This is a genomic window from Pseudomonas sp. G3-19 (genome assembly GCF_054855875.1).
On the sequence record NZ_JBMPIQ010000003.1, the window covers coordinates 4,476,262 to 4,497,941 of the forward strand.

Genomic DNA, 21,680 nt, shown 5'->3' on the forward strand with positions numbered 1-21,680 from the left:
GGTGTATGCAAAATCGATCTATAAAAATTCAAATCAATTCTATTGAGAGATAAGCCAGACCATTTAAGGCTCGCAGCGCGACGCGCATCCAATGCATTTGAAGAATATTTTCGATGCTGTTAATGCATACGCGCTGCAGCCCGCGTTGTTGCTTGCTTAGCGTTAATGGTTATAAAAATGTGCATTTATAGTATTTAAGCGAAGGTCTTGCTTCGGCCTACTTTCGGCTCCTCAACGCCTGTCGTGATCAAGGAGCCGTACCCATGAACTTTCCCTTCAAACGAGTCTTCAGTCTGTTTGCCATTCCGGCACTGGCGGGCCTGTTGGCGATTACCGCGCAGGCCGACGAGCTCAAGGAAATCAGGATCGCTGTGCCCGACCTGAGCGCCGGCACCCAGCACAGCGGCGGCGGTGTGGTGGATGTGCTGCGTGATCAGCAGATCTTCGAAAAAGCCTTCGCCGATCAGGGCATCAAGATTCAGTGGAGCTTTTTCAAGGGCGCCGGGCCGGTGATCAACGAGGCGTTTGCCAATGGTCAGGTCGATCTGGCGTATCTGGGCGACCTCGCGGCGATCATCGGCAAGTCCAATGGCCTCGACACGCGTTTGCTCAGCGCCAGTGCGCGCGGGGTGAAACAGTATCTGGGCGTGGTGCCGGGGTCGGGGATCAAGACCCTGCAGGATCTGAAAGGCAAGCGCGTGGCGATCTTCCGTGGCACCGCCACGCAGTTGTCGTTTGATGCGGCGTTGGCCAGTCAGGGCTTGAGCGAGAAGGATCTGAAAGTGATCAATCTCGACTTCAGCGGCGCGGTCGCGGCCTTGGCGGCGAAACAGATCGACGCGTCGTGGGGCAGCTCAGGGCTGACGGCACTGCAAGCCAAGGGGCTGGCTGAATTGCCGCTCAATACCAAGGATCTGGGTGGCGCCGGCAGTGTGCAGTCAGTGCTGGTCGGCACCGGCAAGTTCGTCGACGGGCACCCGGAGGTCGTGGCAAAACTGCTCAAGGCGCAGCAGCAGGCGGTTGAGTGGCTGACTCGGGACAGCAACAAGGACGCTTATGTGCAACTGGTGTCGGGGCTGGCGAGTTATCCACCGGTGATCCTGACCCAGGATCTGGCGGATCAGAAACTCAGCGAAGTGTTCCCGTCGACGCTGGACCCGGTGTTCCTCGGCAAGTTGCAGGATTCGGTGGACCTGGCGGCGCAGCAGAAGCTGATTCGCAAGCCGTTCAAGGTCAGTGATTGGGTAGCGCCTGAATTGGCGGCGGCCAAGCTCTGAATCTCCAGTGTCTGGACGGGCCTTTTCGCGAGCAAGCCCGCTCCCACAGTGGATCGGCGTGAATACAAAACTGTGTTCACCACAATCCCCTGTGGGAGCGGGCTTGCTCGCGAAGGCGTCCTCAAACCGCGACGCTGACTTCCTGCTTATCCACCGCCACCAACGTTTCGATCATCGCTCTTGCTGCCGGCGACAAGCGAAATCCTGTGCGACTGACAATCCCGCAGCGCGCGTTCATGCTCTCCAGATTCTGCGGCAGATTGCGCCAGTGCAGCAGCGCCAGTGAACCCTGGGCAATATCCTCGTAAAACGCCTCTTCCGTACCGATGCCGATGGCATTCGATTGCAGCACCACTTTCACCAGCGCCGGGAAATGCTCGGTCTCGATGGTCGGCGAAAAATCGATCCGGCCGCTGAGGTTCGCCAGCAGTTTGCGAATCCCCGGCGGGATCAATGTGGTCGCCAGCGGGTAGTCGAACATGTCGTTGGTCGACAGGCTTTCCTTGGCCAGCAGCGGGTGCCCGGGACGGCAGAAAAACACCCCGCGCTTGGGCGTCAGGGCCTGGGTCTGGAAGTTCGGGTCGGCTTCGAAGTGGCGGATGTCGGCGATGAAGAATTCGATCTCTTCACGGCTCAGCGCACGGCTGAGTTTTTCCCAGTTATCCACCTGAAAACAGGTGCGCACTTTCGGGTGCGCGTTGATGAATTGCGCCACCGCATCCGGCACCAGTTTCACCGCCGGGGCCGGGCCGCAGCCGAAGTGCAGTTCCCCGGCATCAAGCTTGGTCATCTGCGTCACTTCCGCGCTGAGCAGCGCCGCGCCTTGCACCAGGGTCAGGGCGTGTTGCAGCACCACCTGGCCTTCGGGCGTCGGGCGCAGATCCTTGTTGCCGCGATCCACCAGCACGCAGCCGAACTCTTGCTCCAGCCCTTGAATGCTGCGGCTGAACGCCGGTTGAGTGATGCCCATCGCGTCTGCCGCACGGACAAAACTGCGGTGTTCGTTGAGGGCGATGAAGTAGCGCAACTGGCGAAGATCCATATGCTTTTCCGGCATCCTAAAAATAGCTCGAAGGCATTTGCGACGAGGGTTGCTTGAGGTTTTAAATGCAAGCTCTTATTCCGTCAACGAAGCATGTGAATATCTATTAGATGTAAATGGAATATAGATAGAGCGATGTTTCGCTGCCGCCTAACCGCAAGCAGTCGATGAGGGTCTACCCATGAGCAATGCCGCACTCGCTGTAAAACCTGCTGTCCACGCGCTGGAAATCCATCCGGTGGCCGGCCGTATCGGCGCCGAGATCCGTGGTGTGCACCTGTCCGGAGAACTGGACGCCGCCACCGTCGAAGCCATTCAGCAGGCGCTGATCCAGTACAAGGTGGTGTTCTTCCGCGAGCAGACCCAGCTCGACGATCAGCGCCAGGAAGCCTTCGCCCATCTGCTCGGCGAGCCGGTGGCACATCCGACCGTACCGGTGCGCGAGGGCACACGCTATCTGCTGGAACTGGACGGGGCCGAGGGCCAGCGCGCCAACTCCTGGCACACCGACGTGACCTTCGTCGACGCCTACCCGAAAGCCTCGATCCTGCGCTCGGTGGTGGCGCCGGCCTTCGGTGGCGACACCCTGTGGGCCAACACCGCGACCGCGTACAACGAACTGCCGAGCGAACTGCGCGAGCTGGCGGACAAACTGGTCGCCGTACACAGCAACGAATACGACTACGCCGGGGCCAAGCCAGACGTGTCGGCGGAGAAGTTGGAGCGCTACCGCAAGGTCTTCACCTCGACCGTCTACGAGACCGAGCATCCGGTGGTGCGTGTGCATCCGATCAGCGGCGAGAAAAGCTTGCTGCTGGGGCACTTCGTCAAACGCATCAAGGGGTATTCGCAAGCCGATTCGGCGCACCTGTTCGGCCTGTTGCAGAGCCATGTGATTCGTCAGGAAAACACCGTGCGCTGGCGCTGGAAGGCCGGTGATGTGGCGATCTGGGATAACCGTTCGACTCAGCATTATGCGATTGATGATTACGGCACTCAGGATCGTATCGTGCGGCGGGTGACGCTCAAGGGTGAAGTGCCGGTTGGGGCTTCGGGGCAGCGTAGTCAAACCATCAAAGGTGCCGAGCTCGTCGGCGTCTGATCGGGCCTCTTCGCGAGCAAGCCCGCTCCCACAGTGGAAATGTGTTGAACACAGTGGATGTGAACGACACAGAACCCTGTGGGAGCGGGCTTGCTCGCGAAGCTCTTTCACCAAACTCCAATCTGCACGACTTTCTCGGTCTCCGGCTCGCCATAGCGAAACCGCTGCCCGCGCAGATCGATCTCCTGATGACTGATCGTGGTCCGCCGCTTCAAGCCGCGTACCCACTCGAACAGATATCCCGCATGCTCCTCGCGCACTGCAGCGTAATCAGGATCATCACCCAGATCGCGCAACTCCTGCGGATCATTCAGCAGATCAAACAACTGCGGCCGGAAGCCGTCGTACGCCAGGTATTTCCAGCGCTCGCTGCGCACCATGGTCATGCGGCAGCGGTCGATCGGCTGGCCAAGTCGCTCGCGTGCCGGGGCCTGAAAGGCGTAGTCGTATTCGCTGATGGCGTAGCGGCGCCAGTCGGGATTTTCTCCGTGTAAAAGCGGGATCAGCGAGCGTCCTTCCAGCCGATGCTCGGCTTTCGGCAAGCCCAGTGCCTGCAGAAATGTCGGCAATGCGTCGATGGTTTCTGCCAGCCGCTTATCCACCGTGCCCCGAGTGATGTCCGCCGCGGCGCGCGGGTCGCGCACGATCAGGGGCACGCCCACTGCCTGTTCCAGCAAAAACTCCTTCTCGCCCAGCCAGTGGTCGCCGAGAAAGTCGCCGTGATCGCTGGTGAACACGATCAAGGTGTCATCCCAACGACCGTTGCTCTGCAGAAAATCGAATAGCCGCCCGAGTTGGTCATCCACCTGCTTGATCAGGCCCATGTAAGTGGGGATTACATTCAATCGTACTGAGTCCCGGGAGAAGTTGAGGCTTTCCTCATGCTGGCGAAACGCCGTGTATACGGGGTGTTTGCTGGCTTCGGAGGGCGTCGCGCGGACCGCTTCGAGAATCGATTTCGTACTGTACAAGGCGTGGTATGGCGCCGGTACGATGTAGGGCCAATGCGGTTTGATGTAGGAGAGGTGTAAACACCAGGATTTCTCACCTTGCTCGGTGATGAAGTCGATGGCTCGATTTGTAGTGTAGACAGTCTCTGAGAACTGCTCGGGAATTCGCGCTGGCAAATGCGCATGACGCATGTGCCAGCCGCTGAGGATTTCGCCGTTCTCGCCTTCGGCGGCGTTGGCCCAGTCGTGCCAGGGATTGCGCCCGTCGAAGCCCTGCTCGCGCAGGTAATGGGTGTAGGGTGCGGATTCGCGTTTGTCGTCGAACAGCGGGTCGTTGGGGAAGATTCCGTCGTGGCGGAAGTACGGCTCGAAACCGACCTCGTTGAGCACTTCGGCCTGCGCGCTGTCCGGGTTGATCGCCAGACGCTGCAAGGCGTCGACATTGGCCGTGGCGTGGGTCTTGCCGACCAGCGCGGTGCGGATGCCGTGGGGGCGCAGGTAGTCGCCGATCGTCAGTTCTTCCAGCGGCAACGGCACAGCGTTCCATGCGACCTGATGGCTGCTGACGTAGCGTCCGGTATAGGCCGACATCCGCGACGGGCCGCAGATCGTGCCCTGGGTGTAGGCACGGCTGAAGCGCACGCCAGCGGCGGCCAGGCGATCGATGTTCGGCGTGTGCAGATGCGGATGACCGTAACAGGACAGGTAATCGCGGCGCAGCTGATCGCACATGATGTACAGGACGTTGCGCACAGGGTTTTGCGGGGTGGGCATGGGGTTCACCGGTCAGAAGGACAGGCGAGGGTTGTCGCTTTCGGCAGGGGTGTTCGGCAAGTGCATTTGGGGAATGGGTTTTATGCAGTGGATGCATCGGTGTGAGTGGCGACGCCTTCGCGAGCAAGCCCGCTCCCACAGGAGTACGCATTCCAAATGTGGGAGCGGGCTTGCTCGCGAAGGCAGTGGCTCAGACGGCAAAATTCTCCAGCGAACACACCTCATCATCCACCGCATCAATCGCCTTGATCTGCTCAATCATCGCCTCGGCCAGCGGCGACAACCGATACCCCGCCCGACTGACAATCCCGTAGCGGGTGTACAGCTCTTCCAGATCATCCGCCAGACCCTCGATCCGCAAACACACCAGCTCACCCTTGGCCTGATGCAGCGCATCTGAATACGCCCCGACAATCCCGATCGCCTCCGAACGTAGTACCACGCTGAGCAGGCTGGAACTGTTTTCGCATTCGACATTGGGGGTGAAATCCGGGCGACCGCTGAGGTCGACGATGACCTTGCGCAGGTTCGGCGGACGAATGCTCACCGCCAGTGGATAGCTCATCAATTGCTCGGCCGTGACTCGTTCAAGAGCGGCCAGCGGATGCCCGGCACGGCAACAGAAATGCCATTTGCGCGGCCGCAAGCGGTACGTCAGGTAATCCGGATCGGCTTCGAAGTGTCGGGTGTCGGCGACGAAGAATTCGAATTCCTCACTGAGCAGGCGTTTGCTCAGGCTCTGCCAGTCATCGACCTGAAATTGCACCCGCGCTTTCGGGTAGCGCCCGATGAACGCGCCGATCGCGCGCGGGATCAATCCGGCCGCCGGCGCCGGGCCGCAACCGAAGCGCAGCTCGCCCGCCTCCAGGCCATTGAACTGACTGATCTCGTTGGCCATCTGCTGCGCGCCGCTGACCAGTCGCCGTGCATGTTCGAGCAGCACTTGGCCCTGTTTGGTCGGCGGCAGGTCCTTGCGCCCGCGATCGACCAACTGACAGCCGACGCTGTGCTCCAGCGCCTGAATGCTGCGGCTGAACGCCGACTGCGACAGGTTCACCGCCTGCGCGCCGGCGACGAAGCTGCGTTGTTCGGCGAGGGCGATGAAGTGTCGAAGTTGGCGCAAGTCGATATGCATTTTTCACATAAAAAATATCCGGGAAATGCATTGGATATGCATTAGGTCGACTCCTTATAAAGGCAATCTCTTATGCAGTAAATATTTGTAAATCCATAAATAAATAACTGAAAAGAATATGCAGCGCTGAAGATGTCTGTGTGTTTTTTGACCAGGAGCCGCGCCATGAGTCCGTTGAACCTTGCGTCACCCTTAACGCCACGACGGCTCAAACGCCTGCCTCTGGCCCTGTTGCTGGCGGGGAGTGCCAGCTGGACTCACAGCTACGCCGCCGACGCCGAGACCCCGCCGCCAGCTCCCGCCGGTAAACCCGCGGCCCACAGCTCGCAGCTGGAAACCGTGACCGTTACCACCCGCCGTCGCGAGGAAAGTTCGCAAGATGTGCCGACGCCGATGAGCGTGGTCAGCGGCCAGACCCTGGAAACCCAGCGGGTCTACCGGATTCAGGATTTGCAGCAACTGGTGCCGAGCGTCAACGTCGCCTACATGCACGCGCGCCAGTCCAGCGTGTCGATTCGTGGCCTGGGCAACAACCCGGCCAGCGACGGCCTGGAAGGCAGCGTCGGTCTGTACATCGACAACGTGTATCTGGGCCGTCCGGGGATGGCGGTGTTTGACCTGATGGACATCGAACAGCTTGAAGTCCTGCGCGGGCCGCAGGGCACGCTGTTCGGCAAGAACACCACCGCCGGGGTGATCAACATCAGCACCCGCGCACCGACGTTCACTCCTGAACGCAGCATCGAAACCTCGTTCGGCGAGGACGGCTACTTCCAGACCAAGGGCACGATTTCCGGGCCGATCAACGATGAACTGGCCGGGCGCTTTTCGGCCTATCGCACCCGCAGCGACGGCGATATAAAGAACGAATACAACGGCCATGACCTGAACGGAGGCTCGCGCGATGGCTTCCGCGCGCAGTTGCTGTTCAAGCCCAACGAAGATTTCAATCTGCGCTGGATCGGCGATTACAACGAAGAGGACTCCAGCGCCGGCACCCGCGTGCTGTACAACACCGGGCCGACCATCAATGGCGTCAACCTCTATCAATCGCGGGCCAATGCGGCCGGTGCGACGCTGGTCAACGGCTCGCACCGCAAGGTCAATCTGGACAACGACCAGCACGTCACCGTGCATCAGGGTGGCACGTCGGTGGAGGCCAACTGGACGCTGCCGAGCGATTTCACCCTGACCTCGATCAGCTCGTATCGCTTCTGGAATTTCACCCCGGCCAACGACGACGGTCTCAACGTTGCGGCGACTTACAACGCCGGGGTTTCGGTCGAAGACAAACAGTACTCGCAGGAATTCCGCCTGGCCTCGCCCAAGGGCGAGTTCTTCGACTACGTGGTGGGCGCGTACTACTTCGGCTCGGATCTGGACAACAAATCCTTCGCCTATTACGGCCCGCAGGCCGACATCTGGAACGGCACGCCACGCGGTGCCCTGGCCAACGTCGGCAGCGTCGGCAACGGCCACATCAAGACCGACAGTTTCGCCCTGTTCGCCCAAGGCACCTGGCACCTCACTGAGCGCCTGGACTTCACCGCCGGGGTGCGTGGCACCTATGAAGAGAAGAACGCCTGGGTCACCCGCGATGCGCCGGTCGGTGGCGCCACTGTCACCGGTGCAGCGGCCACGGCACGCCGCGGACGCACTGGCGCCTACGATTCCGGCGATCTCAATCAGTACAGCTCAAGCCCCTCCGGGTTGCTTAACCTCAGCTATCGCATCACCGATGATCTGCTCGGTTACGCCACGCTGTCCCACGGCGAAAAATCCGGTGGGGTGAACCTTGCGGTGGGTTCGGCGCCAACCGCCGGCGCCGACTCGCTGCTGATTGGCACCGAGCGCGCCAACAACGCCGAACTCGGTTTCAAAAGCACCCTGTGGGATCGGCGTCTGCAACTCAACGCCAACGTTTTCTGGACTCAGGTCAACGCTTACCAGACCAACGCCTACGACGACGTCAACCGCGTGCAATACCTGACCAACGCCGGCTCGGTGCGCTCGCGCGGCGTCGAAATCGAAAGCACGGTGATCCCGTTGCGCGGCCTGACGCTGAACTTCAACGGCTCGTACAACGACGTCAGCTACCTCTCGTACAAAGATGCGCCATGCCCGCCGGAAGTCAGCCAGGCACCGGGCGCACCGGCGTCCTGCGACCTCAGCGGGCACCAGGTGGTCGGCGCGTCGAAATGGATCGGCAACGCCAACGGCAAATACGAATGGAATCTGGCCAACGGTCTGCAACCCTACGTCACCGGCAGCTACGCGTTCCGCTCCAAAGCGGTGGGCACGGTCGAAGATTCCGACTACGGGCAGATCCCGAGCTACGCGGTGGTCAACCTGTCCACCGGTCTGCGCGGCGATTTCAATCAGGGCCAGTGGGACGTTTCGCTGTGGCTGAAGAACGCCTTCGACAAGACCTACTACACGACCCTGTGGACCGGCGGCAACGGCGGTTATGAAGGCCTGCTCGGTACGCCGCGCACCCTCGGCGTTACCGGTCGCTACGACTTCTGATCTGTCATTCAAGGAGCTGCATCATGTTGCCAGGCAAAACCGCTTTAGCGCTGTTGTTATCCGGCGCAGCGTTGAGTACCTCGGTGTTCGCCGCACCCAGCGTGTACCCGACCGGCGTCACCCGCTACGACCCGAACAAGGCGTTCAACCAATACGTGATTTTCAGTGGTGCCGACAAGCAGACGCACCTGATCGACATGAACGGCAACGAGGTGAAAACCTGGCCGCAGGCGGGGTTTCCGTCGGCGATCATCGACCCGCAACTGGTCGGCGGCGAGCGCGGGCATGTGCTGTTGCAACTGAGTGACAAGGATCCGGGCAAGCTCGGCTCCGCCGGTAACGGCCTGGGCAATCAGAGCGTCGGCGAGCTGGACTGGAACGGCAAAGTGGTTTGGCAGTGGGGCGACAAGGCGCCCGGTGGCTCCGCGCAGCAACACCATGATCAGCGACGCCTGAGCAACGGCAATACCGTGGTGCTGGCGAACAAGGTGCACAAGGTCAAAGGCTTCAAAGTGCCCGAGGTGATCGACGATGCGATCTACGAAGTCAGCCCCGACGGGCAGGTGAAATGGCAGTGGCTGGCCTCGGAACACCTCAACGAATTCGGCTTCACCCAGGAGCAACTGAAGCTGGTGCGCGCCAGCGACAACCCGGATTACCTGCACATCAACAACCTCAGCGTGGTCGGGCCGAACAAGTGGTTCGATGCCGGGGACAAGCGCTTCAATCCAGATAACCTGTTGCTCGATTCACGCAACGCCAACTTCATCGCGATCATCGACAAACACAGCGGCAAAGTGGTCTGGCGCCTCGGCCCGAACCTGCCGCTGATCAACCCGAAAACCGCGCAGAAACTGCCGCGTCCGGTGGATCAATTTGTCGGCCAGCACGACGCGCACATCATCCCTGCCGGGCTGCCCGGCGCGGGTAACCTGCTGGTGTTCGACAACCAGGGTTCGGCGGGGTACCCGAACGTCACCCTCGGGCTTATTTCCGGCTCGCGAGTGCTGGAAATCGACCCGCAGAAAAATGAAATCGTCTGGCAGTACAGCGCGGCGAATTCGAAGCAGCCGGGGTGGGCGTTCTATAGCTCGTTCATCAGCAGCGCGCGACGTTTGCCCAACGGCAATACGCTGATCGACGAAGGCATGAACGGGCGCTTTTTCCAGGTCACGGCCGGCGGCGAAAACGTCTGGGAATACGTCAGTCCTTATCTGGGTAAAGCACCGGGCAGCGACGCGATCAGCAACTGGGTCTATCGGGCGTTGCCCGTGAGTTACGACTGGGTGCCGAAGGGTACGCCGCGCTCCGAGACCGCCGTGATTGCCCCGATATCGGCAGTGCAGCAGACCAGTGCCAGTCGTTAGTTGAAATGGAATTAATGCTCGAGTGAATCGCGATAATTTATGTGCGAGATGAATAGTGCTTATTGCAATTTCGTTGAAAAGTCGCGTGGACAATAAGTGAATGGCCAACCATCCTGAGTGTCGTGAGTTTCCAGGAGGGAACTTGCTCTCATCGGAAGACACTTATCCAACGATAAAGGAAATCACGTTATGTCGAGCATTAATGGAACTTATGTAAACGCTAACGCTGGCGCCAAACTGACGATTACCGATGGCAACGACTCCAACGGCACCTTCAGCGGCAAGTTGAACCAGAACGGCGTGAACTACGACATCGCTTACGGGCATTACCATTTCCAGAACAGCACCGGGCAGCCTACGATCATCACCTTCGCGGCTCTGAATGACGGCACAGGTTATCAATCCTGGGCGCTGTTCTCGCCGGATCACAACTATTCGAAAGTTCGTGCTGCGGGTTCGCGCACCAACTTTGATGGTGATGTTGTTAATCTGGCTGGAGAGTTTGTTAAGCAGTAATTTTGTGTCACAAAAAAGCCGTCATGCTATTTAGCCTGGCGGCTTTTTTCTTACATGAAATAAGTCATTTTCATGTTGGTTGTGCTTCCTGTGGATGACAGCGTTTGCTGGCGTCTGATTCTAAGCTCGCGGTGAACTCAATCATTCGAGCAGGACGCTTACATGCAAAACGCGCTTTATTCCAACACCCTCGATGGGCCCTCTCTGACCATTGTCGATTCCGATGACCGCACCGGGGTCTTCGGCGGCACGTTGCATCACCAAGGCATCAACTACGGCATTGTCAGTGGCCGTTATGCCAGCCTCAACGGCTACCAGCCGCCAACCGTGGTCACGCTGATTGCCAATAACCAGGATCACGGTTATTTCGCCCTGACCCTGTTCTCGCCAAGTCGCGGCACTCATGAACTGCAGGGGCACTGCGTGCGCGTTACCTATGACGGCGTGGTCAGCAGCCTGCCGGGCGACTTCGTTCGCCACGCATGAGGCGCAGCCAGCGCCAGATTTCTTCTCAAACACAAGCAAGGATGCTGCACATGTCCACGATCAATGGCGTTTATCGTCATGAACCTTCAGATACAACCTTGACCCTGACCGAGGGCGATGACCGCACCGGCAGTTTCACCGGCACGTTGTCCGTGTCCGGCACCGATTACCCGATCGCATTTGGCAATTTTCATTTCAGGCATGGCTTTTCAACAGGCCCGGTCGCTATCTCTTTCAATACGCTGACGGTCGATGGCACGGCGCAAGCCTGGGTGATGTTCTCGCCCGATCAGGCCTACACGCGCTTGCGGGCAATGGGCAGCGCGGCGGACATGATGGGCAACACCGGGTTGAATGGCCTGGAATTCATCCGGCAAAACCGCTGAAGAAGCGCGAAATGAGCGGGTTTCGCATGCCTTCGCCGAATATTTTTCATGCTTGAAAAGCATTGTAAATTCAGCCCTCGGCGCCAGGCCTTGCAGGCCGTGGCTTCGCGACAATCTGCGAAAACTGATATTCGTAAAAAATCTAAACACATCGATAAAAGTTACTTTCGGAGATAAGCGATTGCTCCAATGATTCACCCAACGACCGGCCGCCCGGGGGATGTTTGCGGCGACCGGTCGGGTACTTCGCAAAGAGACCGCAGGGAGTGAATCAATGGGCAATGTCCAGACCGCCGCCAGCGCACAGGAATTGCTGTGGCGTCAGACGCCGAGTGGCGAATTGGTCGATCTCGGCCGGCCGCATCGTGTGCCGCTGGGGCAGTTGCGTTTGCAGCGTGCACCCAAGGGCATTCTGAGCCGCCGTGAAACCATTCTGCTCGGCGTGCTGGCGCTGCTGGTGCACGGTGCGGTGATCTACTGGATCAACCAGCATCCGACGCCGGCGTTGCCGATCGTGCCGCCGGAAATTCCGCCGATGACCATCGAGTTTTCGCGGCCGGCGCCACCCGCGCCACCAGTGGTCGAACCGCCGCCACCGGCACCGGTGGTTGAGCCACCGCCGCCGGTTGAAGACGAGTTGGCGGTGAAGCCTCCGCCACCCAAACCGATTCCCAAACCCAAGCCGAAACCGGTGGCCAAACCGGTGCCGAAACCGGCGCCCAAAGCTGTTGAACAACCGCCCGCGCCGCCGCAACCGGCCGCTCCGGTTGCCGCCCCGGCACCGCCCGCCCCACCGGCTCCCGCGCCAGTGACACCGGCCTCGGCCAACGCCGCGTATTTGAAGAACCCGGCGCCGGAATATCCGTCGCTGGCCCAGCGTCGCGGCTGGGAAGGCACGGTGTTGTTAAGGGTGCACGTGTTGGCCAATGGCAAGCCGGGTGAAATTCAGATTCAGAAAAGCAGTGGTCGGCAACAGCTCGACGATGCGGCACTCAATGCCGTCAAACAGTGGAGCTTCGTGCCGGCCAAGCAGGGTGATGTCGCCCAGGACGGCTGGGTCAGCGTGCCCATCGATTTCAAGATTCATTAAACCGAAACCTATTCGCGCTAAATGTTTACACGAGGGAATACATCATGACGTTACTGGCCTCTCCACTGGAATCCATCGAAAGCGCGGTGATCTGGCTGCTGGTGGTTTTTTCCGTTGCCACCTGGGGACTGGCGCTGCTCAAGGCTGTGCAGTTCGGTCGTCTGAAGGCGCAGGATCGCAAGTTTCATAAACGTTTCTGGGCGGCGTCGAGTCTGGATTCCGCCGCTGAGTTGAGCGAAACCCAGCCTGGTGCTGCGGCACGAGTCGCTCAGGCCGGTTACGCGGCGATTCAGGTGGGTGAGGCGCCGCAGGCCAATGACCTGAGCCAGGCGATCAACCATCAGGATCGATTGGAGCGTGCCCTGCGTCAGCAGATCGTCCGTGAACGCCGTTCGCTGGAAACCGGTCTGGCAGTGGTCGCAAGTATTGGCAGCACCTCGCCGTTTATTGGCCTGTTCGGCACGGTGTGGGGAATCATGGAGGCGTTGAAAGGCATCAGCGCGGCAGGCTCGGCGAGCCTGGAAACGGTCGCCGGTCCAATCGGTGCGGCACTGGTCGCCACCGGTGTGGGGATCGCCGTCGCGGTACCGGCGGTGCTGGTTTACAACTACTTTTTGCGGCGTCTGAAACTGACGGCGGCGGACCTGGATGACTTCGCCCATGACTTCTACAGCCTGGCGCAGAAGAGTTCGTTTCGCGTGCTGATCCACCCGACTGCAAACAAGGTAGCGGCACCGGGCAACGCAACAAAAGTGAAGGAGGCGTCCTGATATGGCCTTCTCCACGCAAGACAGCGACGAGGTGCTGAGCGAGATCAACGTGACGCCGCTGGTGGACGTGATGCTGGTGCTGCTGGTGGTGTTTATCGTCACCGCGCCGCTGCTGACCAACGCAATCCCGATCAACCTGCCGAAGACCGAAGCGGTAGCACCGGTCGAGCAGAAAGATCCGCTGGTGGTGAGCATCGACGGCGCCGGCAAACTGTTTATCAACAAGGATGAAATCCAGCCGGACTTGCTGGAATTCAACCTCAAGTCGGCCAAGGCCAAGGACCCGGAAGTGCGCGTGCAATTGCAGGCCGACGACGGGGTGAACTACGGCGAAGTGGCGCGGGCCATGGCTTCGATCGAGCGGGCAGGGATTACCAAATTGTCGGTGATCACCGCGCGGTAACAGGATTTACGTTTTTCCGGGGCCGTCTCCTTGGCAGGGTGCGGCCCTTTTTTTATTTCTGGAATAGAAAACAAAGCCCTCACCCTAGCCCTCTCCCAGAGGGAGAGGGGACTGATCTAGGTGTTTGGTAGACGTACGCTGACGTGGGATATCTAGTCGAACTCAGGATTTGAAAAGCTCAAAAATTAGCTCCCTCTCCCTCGGGAGAGGGCTGGGGTGAGGGGTAAAGGATTTAAAGTCGTACACAAATCATATATTCAATTTAGGTCTTAATAAATAGCTTCTTATTCCTTAACGAATATAAATCCCGTCCCTATACTCGATCAGGAACAGACACGACGCAGGAGAGCTCCCCATGCGCAACGAATCAATCCGCTACCTGATTGTGCCGGGCTGGCAAGGATCGCCAGAAGATCATTGGCAAACCCACTGGCAGAACAGCCTGCCCAACAGCGCACGCGTGGAGCAGGCCGACTGGCTGACACCGCGTCGTGAAGACTGGGTTGCGGCGCTGGCCGAAGCGATTGCCGCCGACAGCACGCCGGTGATCCTGATTGCTCACAGCCTGGGTTGCATCACCGTTGCGCATTGGGCTGCCACCGCGCCCGTGCAATATCTGCGTCAGGTGCGCGGTGCGTTGCTGGTCGCACCTGCCGATGTCGAGCGTCCGGCCTGCGCGCCTGCGTTGCGCAATTTCGCGCCGATCCCGACCGATCTGTTGCCGTTCCCCAGCCAGGTGGTCAGTTCCGACAACGACGCCGCCGTCAGCGCCCCGCGTGCCCTGGAGCTGGCGCGCAACTGGGGCGCCGAAGCGGGGATTCTTGCCGGAGCCGGGCACATCAACGTCAAGTCCGGGCATCAGCGTTGGGAGCAGGGTTTCGCTTATCTGTATCGCCTGCAGAACCGTATGGAACACCACGCCCGGCGTCGCGCTTGAACCTTTTTCTTTTCTGAACGCCCCCGTCTGCCGGCGGTTCTGGGCGGGAGTCTGCCATGAGTTTCGAAACGTTCGGTCAGCCGTTGCTGACCTTTCCCGATGCGGAAAAAAGTCCCCTGAGCATTCGCGCCAAGGCGCTGGTGTTCGTCGATCCCCGTTCCCGCAAGTTGCGTGAGGAGCTGGAGCACCTGGCGCCGCGTGCCATCTCGGTATTGATCCGTGGCGAGACCGGTACCGGTAAAGAGTTGCTCGCCCGTCACATTCACCGAGCCAGTGATCGCAGCGGTCTGTTCGTCTCGGTCAACTGCGGTGCGATCAGCCCGACCTACGCCGATGCCGAGCTATTCGGCTATGCCGCCGGCAGCTATACAGGTTCGGCGAGCAGTCGGGCCGGCTGGTTCGGTTCGGCCAATGGCGGCACCTTGTATCTGGACGAAATCGGCGATCTGCCGTTGCCGATCCAGATCAAACTGCTCGCCGCCCTGGAAAACCACGAAGTCACCCGCGTCGGCGCGCATCAGCCAAGCCCGGTGGATGTGCGGTTGGTCGCAGCCACCAGCATCGATCTGGCACAAGCGGTGGACGCCGGAAAATTCCACGAACGGCTCTACCACTACCTCAGCGAAGGTCAGCTGGAATTGCCGGCGCTGCGCGAGCGGATTGGCGACATCCTGTCGCTGGCGGAGTATTTCCTCGGCATCTACAGCCAGCGCCTGGATCTGCCGGTGCCATTGATCAGCGAAGCGGCGCAGCACCTGCTGGAGCGACACAGCTGGCCGGGCAATACCCGCGAGCTGGAAAACGTCATTCACTTTGCGCTGCTGGTCAGCACCGGCGATGAAATCCTGCCAGAGCACCTGAACCTGCCCGAAGTGTCTGGGCCGCAGCTTCAGATCGAACGACTGGTAGCTCAAATCAATATCGGTGGTAGCGTCGACGAACGTAAGGCTTTGAAAGATCTGCTGATTGGTTTGAGCCAGCAGTTGTAGCCGTTCGGTTCTGTATGAACGAAATGGAATATCAAAGTGAATAAACGTTATTGTGCGGGAATAAAAAATCCCGGTATTGTCCGCTTCACGCCAGAGATAGCACTTCACTGGCACTCGTATTAATAGCCGTCGCCATTCGCGACCGTGATTCTCGATAAGGACACTGCATGAAAAAGGTTCTGTTGTTTACCGCATTGGCGGCTGCTCTGACTGCTTCCCTGGCCCAGGCTGGCGAGAAACTGGTGGTGGCGGCGACTCCGGTGCCGCACGCGGAAATTCTCGAGCTGATCAAACCGACCCTGGCCAAAGAAGGCGTGGATCTGGAAATCAAAGTCTTCACCGACTACGTGCAGCCGAACGTGCAGGTTGGCGAGAAGCGTCTGGATGCCAACTACTTCCAGACCAAGCCTTACCTGGACAGCTTCAACGCCGGCAAATACAAGGACGACAAGTCCAAGTACCTGGTGACCGTGCAAGGCGTCCACGTTGAACCGTTCGGTGGCTACTCGAGCAAGTACAAGAAACTGGCTGATCTGCCAGACGGCGCGACCATCGCCATCCCCAACGAAGGCAGCAACAGCGGCCGTGCGCTGATCCTGCTGCAGAAGGCGGGTCTGATCGAGCTGAAAGATCCGAAAAACGCTCTGGCGACCCCTAAGGACATCGCCAAGAACCCGCACAACTTCAAGTTCAAGGAACTGGAGTCGGCCCTGCTGCCACGCGTGCTGAAGGAAGTTGATCTGGACATGATCAACACCAACTACGCGCTGGAAGCCAAGCTGAACCCGACCAAGGATGCGCTGGTGATCGAAGGCGCTGACTCGCCTTACGTGAACTTCCTGGTGGCCCGTGAGGACAACAAGAACAGCGACGCCATCAAGAAACTCGCCGCTGCCCTGACCAGCCCGGAAGTCAAAGCGTTCATCGAGAAGAAGTACAACGGCGCGGTATTGCCGGCGTTCTGATCCGACGCGTGAACCACCCCTTCAAGGTATGAAAACGCCGATGGCCAGTGATGGTCATCGGCGTTTTTGTGCGTGCGTTGAAAAGCCCCTCACCCTAGCCCTCTCCCAAAGGGAGAGGGGACTGATTGGGGGATGCTGTAGAAGTACACCGACGTGAAAGTTTTCTGCCGAATCCATAATCGACTCTATCTTTCAGGTCGATGTTAATCGCCAGACACTGCGGTCGGCCCCCTCTCCCTCGGGGAGAGGGCTGGGGTGAGGGTGCTGTTGATCCTGACCTCAGGTTACCTGAGCCTTCAACGCCCGGCGCAACGCCACGAGCAATTTCACGATGTCCTGCGGATCCAGTCGCTGCGGCACTTTTACGTCCATGTTGTCTTCCTTGTAATGGTTTGGCCGGGGAAGTCTGGCCAAAAGCTGTTCGTCCTTGGAGGGCTTTCATGCAAAAAAGATCCTTCCTACAGCGCAAGGGAAAATAGCCTTCTTATTCCTTCCCGGCAAACCCACAGGATAGTTTTTTGCGTGATATCAATATGCTTTAACGGTATTTAAATTCTTGTTTTTATACCTATAAAGTCAGCGCCTGCCGGACAGTTACCCGCTGTCCATGGACTGCATGACCGTCGCTTACCGAGCGACGTCCAGGATGCTTCATGACTTTCGATTACGCCTTTATCCTCAGTACCCTGCCGGCCTTTCTCAAGGCTGTGGGCGTGACGCTGCAAGTCGGGTTCATCGCCATCGGCACGTCGCTGCTGGTGGCGCTGCTCAATGCAACGATCCTGGTGTTCCGCACGCCTTACCTGCAACGCGCCGTCGGCCTGTATGTGGAACTGGCGCGCAACACGCCGCTGCTGATTCAACTGTTCTTCGTCTACTTCGCCCTGCCGGCGCTGGGGATCAAGGTTTCCGGATTCACCGCGGCAATCATCACCATGACTTTCCTTGGCGGTGCCTACCTCACCGAAGTGCTGCGCGCCGGCGTCGATGCGGTACCGCAGGCGCAACTGGAATCGGGGCGTTCCATCGGCCTGTCCCACGGCCAGTTGCTGCGCTACGTGATCCTGCCGCAAGCGGGGATTCTCAGCCTGCCGTCGCTGTTCGCCAATTTCATTTTCCTGCTCAAGGAAACCACCGTGGTCTCGGCGGTGGCCGTGCCGGAAATCCTCTACACCACCAAGAGCTACATCGCGCTCTATTACAAAACCTACGAAATGCTCGCCGTGCTGACGCTGATCTGCGTGCTGTTGTTCTTGCCGCTGTCGCTGTTGCTCAGTCGTTTGGAAAGGAGGCTCCAGCATGGCCAGTTCGGGTCTTGAACTGCTTTGGGTGTCGTTGCCGCAACTGGCAAAAGGCGCCGGGCAAACCTTGTCGATCTCGTTCCTGAGCATTGCGATCAGCACCATTGGCGGCGTGCTCTACGGCGTATTGCGCACGCTCAACGTGAGGTGGCTGAACGCGATCCTGCGGGTCTATCTGGAACTGTTCCGGGCGATCCCGGTGCTGGTCTGGCTGTACCTGCTGTTTTTCGGCCTGCCGATTTTCTTCGGTTTGAGCCTGCCGAGCTTCTGGTGCGCGGTGCTGGTGCTGTCGCTGTGGGGCGCCAGTGAGGTCGGCGAAGTGGCGCGCGGTGCGCTGCATTCATTGCCGCGCGGGCAGCGTGAGGCGGGGCTGTCGATCGGCCTGAACGCGGCGCAACTGTACGGCTACGTGCTGCTGCCGCAGGCGCTGAAACGCATGACGCCGCCGACCATCAACGTCTACACGCGAATCATCAAGACCAGCTCGCTGGCGGTGCTGATTGGCGTGGTCGATGTGATCAAGGTCGGCCAGCAGATCATCGAGCGCACCTACGAATCGGTGCTGATCTACGGCGCGCTGTTTCTGTTTTTCTTTTTCATCTGCTACCCGCTGTCGGCCGCCTCGCGCGTGCTGGAGCGGCGCTGGACGCAAGCATGAGCGCATTGATCGAGTTTCAGGGTTTCAACAAATTCTACGGCGAACAGCAGGTGCTCAAAGGCATCGACCTGCAAGTGCGCAGCGGCGAAGTGATCGTCATCCTCGGCCCCAGCGGTTGCGGCAAAAGCACGTTGCTGCGCTGCCTCAACGGCCTGGAAAGCGCACACAGCGGCAGCCTGAAATTTGCCGGACGCGAGCTGCTGGACAAGGTCACCGACTGGCGCGAAGTGCGTCAGCAGATCGGTATGGTGTTCCAGAGTTATCACCTGTTTCCGCACATGAGCGTGCTCGACAATTTGCTGCTCGGCCCGCTCAAGGTGCAAAAGCGCCAGCGCCGTGAAGCGCAGCAGCAAGCCGAAGCCTTGCTTGAGCGCGTGGGCCTGGCGGACAAGCGCGATGCGTTCCCGCGCCAGCTCTCCGGCGGCCAGCAGCAACGCATCGCCATCGTCCGTTCGTTGTGCATGAACCCGCGGGTCATGCTCTTCGATGAAGTCACCGCCGCCCTCGACCCGGAGATGGTCAAGGAAGTGCTGCAAGTGATTCAGGGCCTGGCCCGCGAGGGCATGACCCTGCTGATCGTCACCCACGAAATGGCCTTCGCCCGCGCGGTGGCCGACCGCATCGTGTTCATGGATGCCGGACGCATCCTTGAACAGAACCCGCCCGAGATTTTCTTTACGAACCCGCAAACCGCACGCGCGCAGCAGTTTCTGGAGAAGTTCTCCTTCGTTGCAACACTGCCTGAAACGAATCCGACAAAGGAACTGGAACCGCTATGAAAACTGCCAAGTCATCCCTGTTTTTACTGCCGCTGCTGGGGCTCGCGCTGCTCGCCGGCTGCAACAAATCCGAAGAACCGGCCAAGCCGAAAGTCGCCAGCGAAAGCACCGCGCCAGCCGGTTACCTGGACAAGATCAAGGCCCGCGACAAACTGATCGTCGGCGTGTTCACCGACAAGCCACCGTTCGGTTTCGTCGATGAGGCCGGGCGCTACGTCGGCTTCGACACCGACATCGGCCGGCGCTTCGCCAAGGATCTGCTGGGTGATGAAAACAAGGTTGAATTCGTCGCCGTGGAGCCGGCGAGCCGCATTCCGTTCCTGCAGAGCGACAAGGTCGACCTGATCCTCGCCAACATGACCGTGACCCCGGAGCGCAAGGAAGCGGTGGAATTCACCAACCCGAACCTCAAGGTCGCGGTGCAGGCGCTGGTGCCGCAAAGCAGCGCGGTAAAAAATCTGGATGACCTGGCAACTCGCACCACCATCGTTACCACCGGCACGACCGCCGACATCTGGCTGACCAAGAATCATCCGGACTGGAAACTGCTGAAGTTCGAGAAAAACTCCGAGTCGCTGCAAGCACTGGCCAACGGTCGTGGTGATGCCTACGCGCAGGACAATCTGGTGCTGTTCAGCTGGGCCAAGCAGAACCCGGGCTACCGCGTGCTGGAGGAAAAACTCGGCGCCGAAGCACCGATTGCCCCGGCGGTGAAGAAGGGCAATGTCGAGCTGCGTGACTGGGTGAATACCGAGCTGGCCAAGTTGGGTGAAGAGAAATACCTGCTCAAGCTGTATGACCAATATGTGCGTAAAGAACTGAGCGATGACACCCAGCCTGAGAGTGTGATTGTCGAGGGTGGCAAGTGGCAGGGGTGATTGGCCGTTAAATCTGCGCTGACCTGAAGGCCCTCTTCGCGAGCAAGCCCGCTCCCACAGTTGGAATGCATGCCCCTGTGGGAGCGGGCTTGCTCGCGAAAGCGGTGGTTCAGGCGCCGCTCAATCCGGCCAGTTCCACGCCGGCTCATCCAGCACCCGTTGGCCGACAATCCCGGTCTGCCCCAGCGTCTTCTCCAGCACGATGCAGTTGCATTCGGGATCTTCCTGCAACGCCGATATCAATCGTCGCGCATGCGACACCACCCACACCTGACACGCCTGCGATGCGCGAATGGTCAAGCGCGCGAGCGCCGGCAACAGATCCGGATGCAGACTGGTTTCCGGTTCGTTGAGCACCATCAATGACGGCGGGCGTGGCGTCAGCAGCGCGGCGATCAGCAACAGATAACGCAGCGTGCCGTCCGACAACTCCGCCGCCGACAATGGCCGCAGCAACCCCTCCTGAAAGAACTCGATGGCAAAGCGTCCGCCGGCCAGCGGTGCGATGTTCAGTCTTGCGCCGGGAAACGCATCGCTGATCGCCGCCTGCAACGCCTCGGGGTCGCCGATTTCATTGATGGTCTGCAGGGCTGCGGCGAGGTCGCGGCCGTCGTGGTGCAGCACCGGCGTGCGCGTACCCAGTTGCGGTTGGCGCACCGGGGCGTCGGCGTCGCTACGAAAGTGATCGTAGAAGCGCCAGCGGCGGATGAACTCGCGCATCTGGAACACTTCCGGCGAACTGCGCAGACTGCCGATCTGATCGAACAGGCTGTCGAAATTCGGGGTGTGCTGCGCCAGCACGTCTCAGCTGCGCCCTTCGCGGGCGCGAATCATCGGGCCGTTGCGATCCACCAGCAGGCTGGCCGGGCGATAGAGCGGCCCGGCCCAGATGCATTCGCGCTTGATCTGCGGATCGAGACTGAAGCGCGAGGGGCTGGGATGAGTGTCCCCCGGCAGCATGAAGTGTCCGTTGGAGTCGGGCAATCCGAGGCTGATCGAATAGCTGAAATCCTCGCCGGCAAACCCCAGGCGCAGACGTTTGACGCCCTGACGCACCGTCGGCTCGACCGCCACTTCGCCGTTGCGCATGCGCCGACTGATGGTTTCTGGCCCGGCCCAGAACGTCGAATCCAGCCCGCCCTCGCGGGCCAGCGCATTGACCACGCCGCCCTGGGCGGTCTCCGCCAGCAGGCGCAGGGCGCGATAGAGATTGGACTTGCCGCTGCCGTTGGGGCCGGTGATCAGGTTCAGCCGGCCCAGCGGAATCACCAGTTTGTTGATCGAGCGGTAATTGGCCACCGCGAGGGTCTTGAGCATGAAAATCCTTCTCTTGAGGCGACCATTGTAGG

At 59.8% G+C, this 21,680-nt stretch carries 20 protein-coding genes and 1 pseudogene; 17 read left to right on the forward strand and 4 right to left on the reverse strand.

Annotated elements, in window-relative coordinates; genetic code table 11:
- The first annotated feature begins 263 nt into the window (after nucleotides 1–263).
- Nucleotides 264–1,277: an ABC transporter substrate-binding protein gene (locus tag ACOYXI_RS20500; protein ID WP_210556892.1), complete on the forward strand. Its 1,014-nt coding sequence runs from the start codon at nucleotides 264–266 to the stop codon at nucleotides 1,275–1,277.
- Between the two features lie 121 nt (nucleotides 1,278–1,398).
- Here ACOYXI_RS20500 and ACOYXI_RS20505 read toward each other — a convergent pair whose 3' ends face one another.
- Nucleotides 1,399–2,319: a LysR family transcriptional regulator gene (locus tag ACOYXI_RS20505; protein WP_045122247.1), complete on the reverse strand. Its 921-nt coding sequence runs from the start codon at nucleotides 2,317–2,319 to the stop codon at nucleotides 1,399–1,401.
- Nucleotides 2,320–2,500: 181 nt separating this feature from the next.
- Here ACOYXI_RS20505 and ACOYXI_RS20510 point away from each other — a divergent pair, with 181 nt between their 5' ends.
- Nucleotides 2,501–3,421 carry a TauD/TfdA dioxygenase family protein gene (locus ACOYXI_RS20510; protein ID WP_134785166.1) on the forward strand — a complete coding sequence of 307 codons (921 nt, stop codon included), beginning with the start codon at nucleotides 2,501–2,503 and terminating at the stop codon, nucleotides 3,419–3,421.
- 107 nt (nucleotides 3,422–3,528) lie between these two features.
- Here ACOYXI_RS20510 and ACOYXI_RS20515 read toward each other — a convergent pair whose 3' ends face one another.
- Together ACOYXI_RS20515 and ACOYXI_RS20520 are read right to left on the reverse strand one after the other, a co-directional pair.
- Entirely contained in the window at nucleotides 3,529–5,145 is a 1,617-nt protein-coding gene (locus ACOYXI_RS20515) for an alkaline phosphatase family protein (RefSeq protein ID WP_223008397.1), read from the reverse strand.
- A 190-nt stretch (nucleotides 5,146–5,335) separates the two neighbouring features.
- Nucleotides 5,336–6,280 (reverse strand): LysR family transcriptional regulator, encoded by a 945-nt coding sequence (locus tag ACOYXI_RS20520; RefSeq protein WP_135294725.1) that lies wholly within the window; start codon nucleotides 6,278–6,280, stop codon nucleotides 5,336–5,338.
- Nucleotides 6,281–6,445: 165 nt separating this feature from the next.
- Here ACOYXI_RS20520 and ACOYXI_RS20525 point away from each other — a divergent pair, with 165 nt between their 5' ends.
- From ACOYXI_RS20525 to ACOYXI_RS20595, 15 genes are all read left to right on the forward strand, one after another.
- Nucleotides 6,446–8,806: a TonB-dependent receptor gene (locus tag ACOYXI_RS20525; RefSeq protein WP_223008398.1), complete on the forward strand. Its 2,361-nt coding sequence runs from the start codon at nucleotides 6,446–6,448 to the stop codon at nucleotides 8,804–8,806.
- A 23-nt stretch (nucleotides 8,807–8,829) separates the two neighbouring features.
- On the forward strand, nucleotides 8,830–10,173 hold the full coding sequence (locus tag ACOYXI_RS20530; RefSeq protein ID WP_461675233.1) for an aryl-sulfate sulfotransferase: 1,344 nt from the start codon (nucleotides 8,830–8,832) through the stop codon (nucleotides 10,171–10,173).
- A gap of 189 nt (nucleotides 10,174–10,362) precedes the next feature.
- Nucleotides 10,363–10,689, forward strand: coding sequence for a hypothetical protein (locus tag ACOYXI_RS20535; protein WP_461675234.1), 327 nt, complete (start codon nucleotides 10,363–10,365; stop codon nucleotides 10,687–10,689).
- A 162-nt stretch (nucleotides 10,690–10,851) separates the two neighbouring features.
- Complete coding sequence (locus ACOYXI_RS20540; RefSeq protein ID WP_007963450.1) at nucleotides 10,852–11,175, forward strand: hypothetical protein; 324 nt, start codon at nucleotides 10,852–10,854, stop codon at nucleotides 11,173–11,175.
- 50 nt (nucleotides 11,176–11,225) lie between these two features.
- The gene (locus tag ACOYXI_RS20545; RefSeq protein ID WP_210556877.1) at nucleotides 11,226–11,561 is read left to right on the forward strand and encodes a hypothetical protein; all 336 of its coding nucleotides are present in this window, start codon (nucleotides 11,226–11,228) and stop codon (nucleotides 11,559–11,561) included.
- A gap of 274 nt (nucleotides 11,562–11,835) precedes the next feature.
- Nucleotides 11,836–12,651 (forward strand): energy transducer TonB, encoded by an 816-nt coding sequence (locus ACOYXI_RS20550; RefSeq protein ID WP_097086849.1) that lies wholly within the window; start codon nucleotides 11,836–11,838, stop codon nucleotides 12,649–12,651.
- A 44-nt stretch (nucleotides 12,652–12,695) separates the two neighbouring features.
- Entirely contained in the window at nucleotides 12,696–13,421 is a 726-nt protein-coding gene (locus ACOYXI_RS20555) for a MotA/TolQ/ExbB proton channel family protein (RefSeq protein ID WP_096797442.1), read from the forward strand.
- A 1-nt stretch (nucleotide 13,422) separates the two neighbouring features.
- Complete coding sequence (locus ACOYXI_RS20560) at nucleotides 13,423–13,824, forward strand: ExbD/TolR family protein (RefSeq protein ID WP_003220570.1); 402 nt, start codon at nucleotides 13,423–13,425, stop codon at nucleotides 13,822–13,824.
- A gap of 355 nt (nucleotides 13,825–14,179) precedes the next feature.
- Complete coding sequence (locus ACOYXI_RS20565) at nucleotides 14,180–14,761, forward strand: alpha/beta hydrolase (protein ID WP_003220572.1); 582 nt, start codon at nucleotides 14,180–14,182, stop codon at nucleotides 14,759–14,761.
- 56 nt (nucleotides 14,762–14,817) lie between these two features.
- Nucleotides 14,818–15,750: a sigma 54-interacting transcriptional regulator gene (locus ACOYXI_RS20570; protein WP_096797445.1), complete on the forward strand. Its 933-nt coding sequence runs from the start codon at nucleotides 14,818–14,820 to the stop codon at nucleotides 15,748–15,750.
- Between the two features lie 167 nt (nucleotides 15,751–15,917).
- The gene (locus tag ACOYXI_RS20575) at nucleotides 15,918–16,715 is read left to right on the forward strand and encodes a MetQ/NlpA family ABC transporter substrate-binding protein (RefSeq protein WP_027611172.1); all 798 of its coding nucleotides are present in this window, start codon (nucleotides 15,918–15,920) and stop codon (nucleotides 16,713–16,715) included.
- A gap of 653 nt (nucleotides 16,716–17,368) precedes the next feature.
- Nucleotides 17,369–18,034, forward strand: a complete 666-nt coding sequence (locus ACOYXI_RS20580) for an amino acid ABC transporter permease (protein WP_003220579.1) — start codon at nucleotides 17,369–17,371, stop codon at nucleotides 18,032–18,034.
- Nucleotides 18,015–18,674 (forward strand): amino acid ABC transporter permease, encoded by a 660-nt coding sequence (locus tag ACOYXI_RS20585; RefSeq protein WP_134785172.1) that lies wholly within the window; start codon nucleotides 18,015–18,017, stop codon nucleotides 18,672–18,674. Before ACOYXI_RS20580 ends, ACOYXI_RS20585 begins: the two co-directional genes overlap by 20 nt.
- Complete coding sequence (locus ACOYXI_RS20590; protein WP_098966639.1) at nucleotides 18,671–19,453, forward strand: amino acid ABC transporter ATP-binding protein; 783 nt, start codon at nucleotides 18,671–18,673, stop codon at nucleotides 19,451–19,453. The genes ACOYXI_RS20585 and ACOYXI_RS20590 overlap by 4 nt, the downstream gene beginning before the upstream one ends.
- On the forward strand, nucleotides 19,450–20,331 hold the full coding sequence (locus tag ACOYXI_RS20595; RefSeq protein ID WP_134785173.1) for a transporter substrate-binding domain-containing protein: 882 nt from the start codon (nucleotides 19,450–19,452) through the stop codon (nucleotides 20,329–20,331). The genes ACOYXI_RS20590 and ACOYXI_RS20595 overlap by 4 nt, the downstream gene beginning before the upstream one ends.
- Nucleotides 20,332–20,451: 120 nt before the next feature.
- On the opposite strand, the pseudogene ACOYXI_RS20600 reads toward ACOYXI_RS20595, so the two are convergent.
- Nucleotides 20,452–21,648: pseudogene (locus ACOYXI_RS20600) on the reverse strand (AAA family ATPase).
- Between the last annotated feature and the right edge of the window lie 32 nt (nucleotides 21,649–21,680).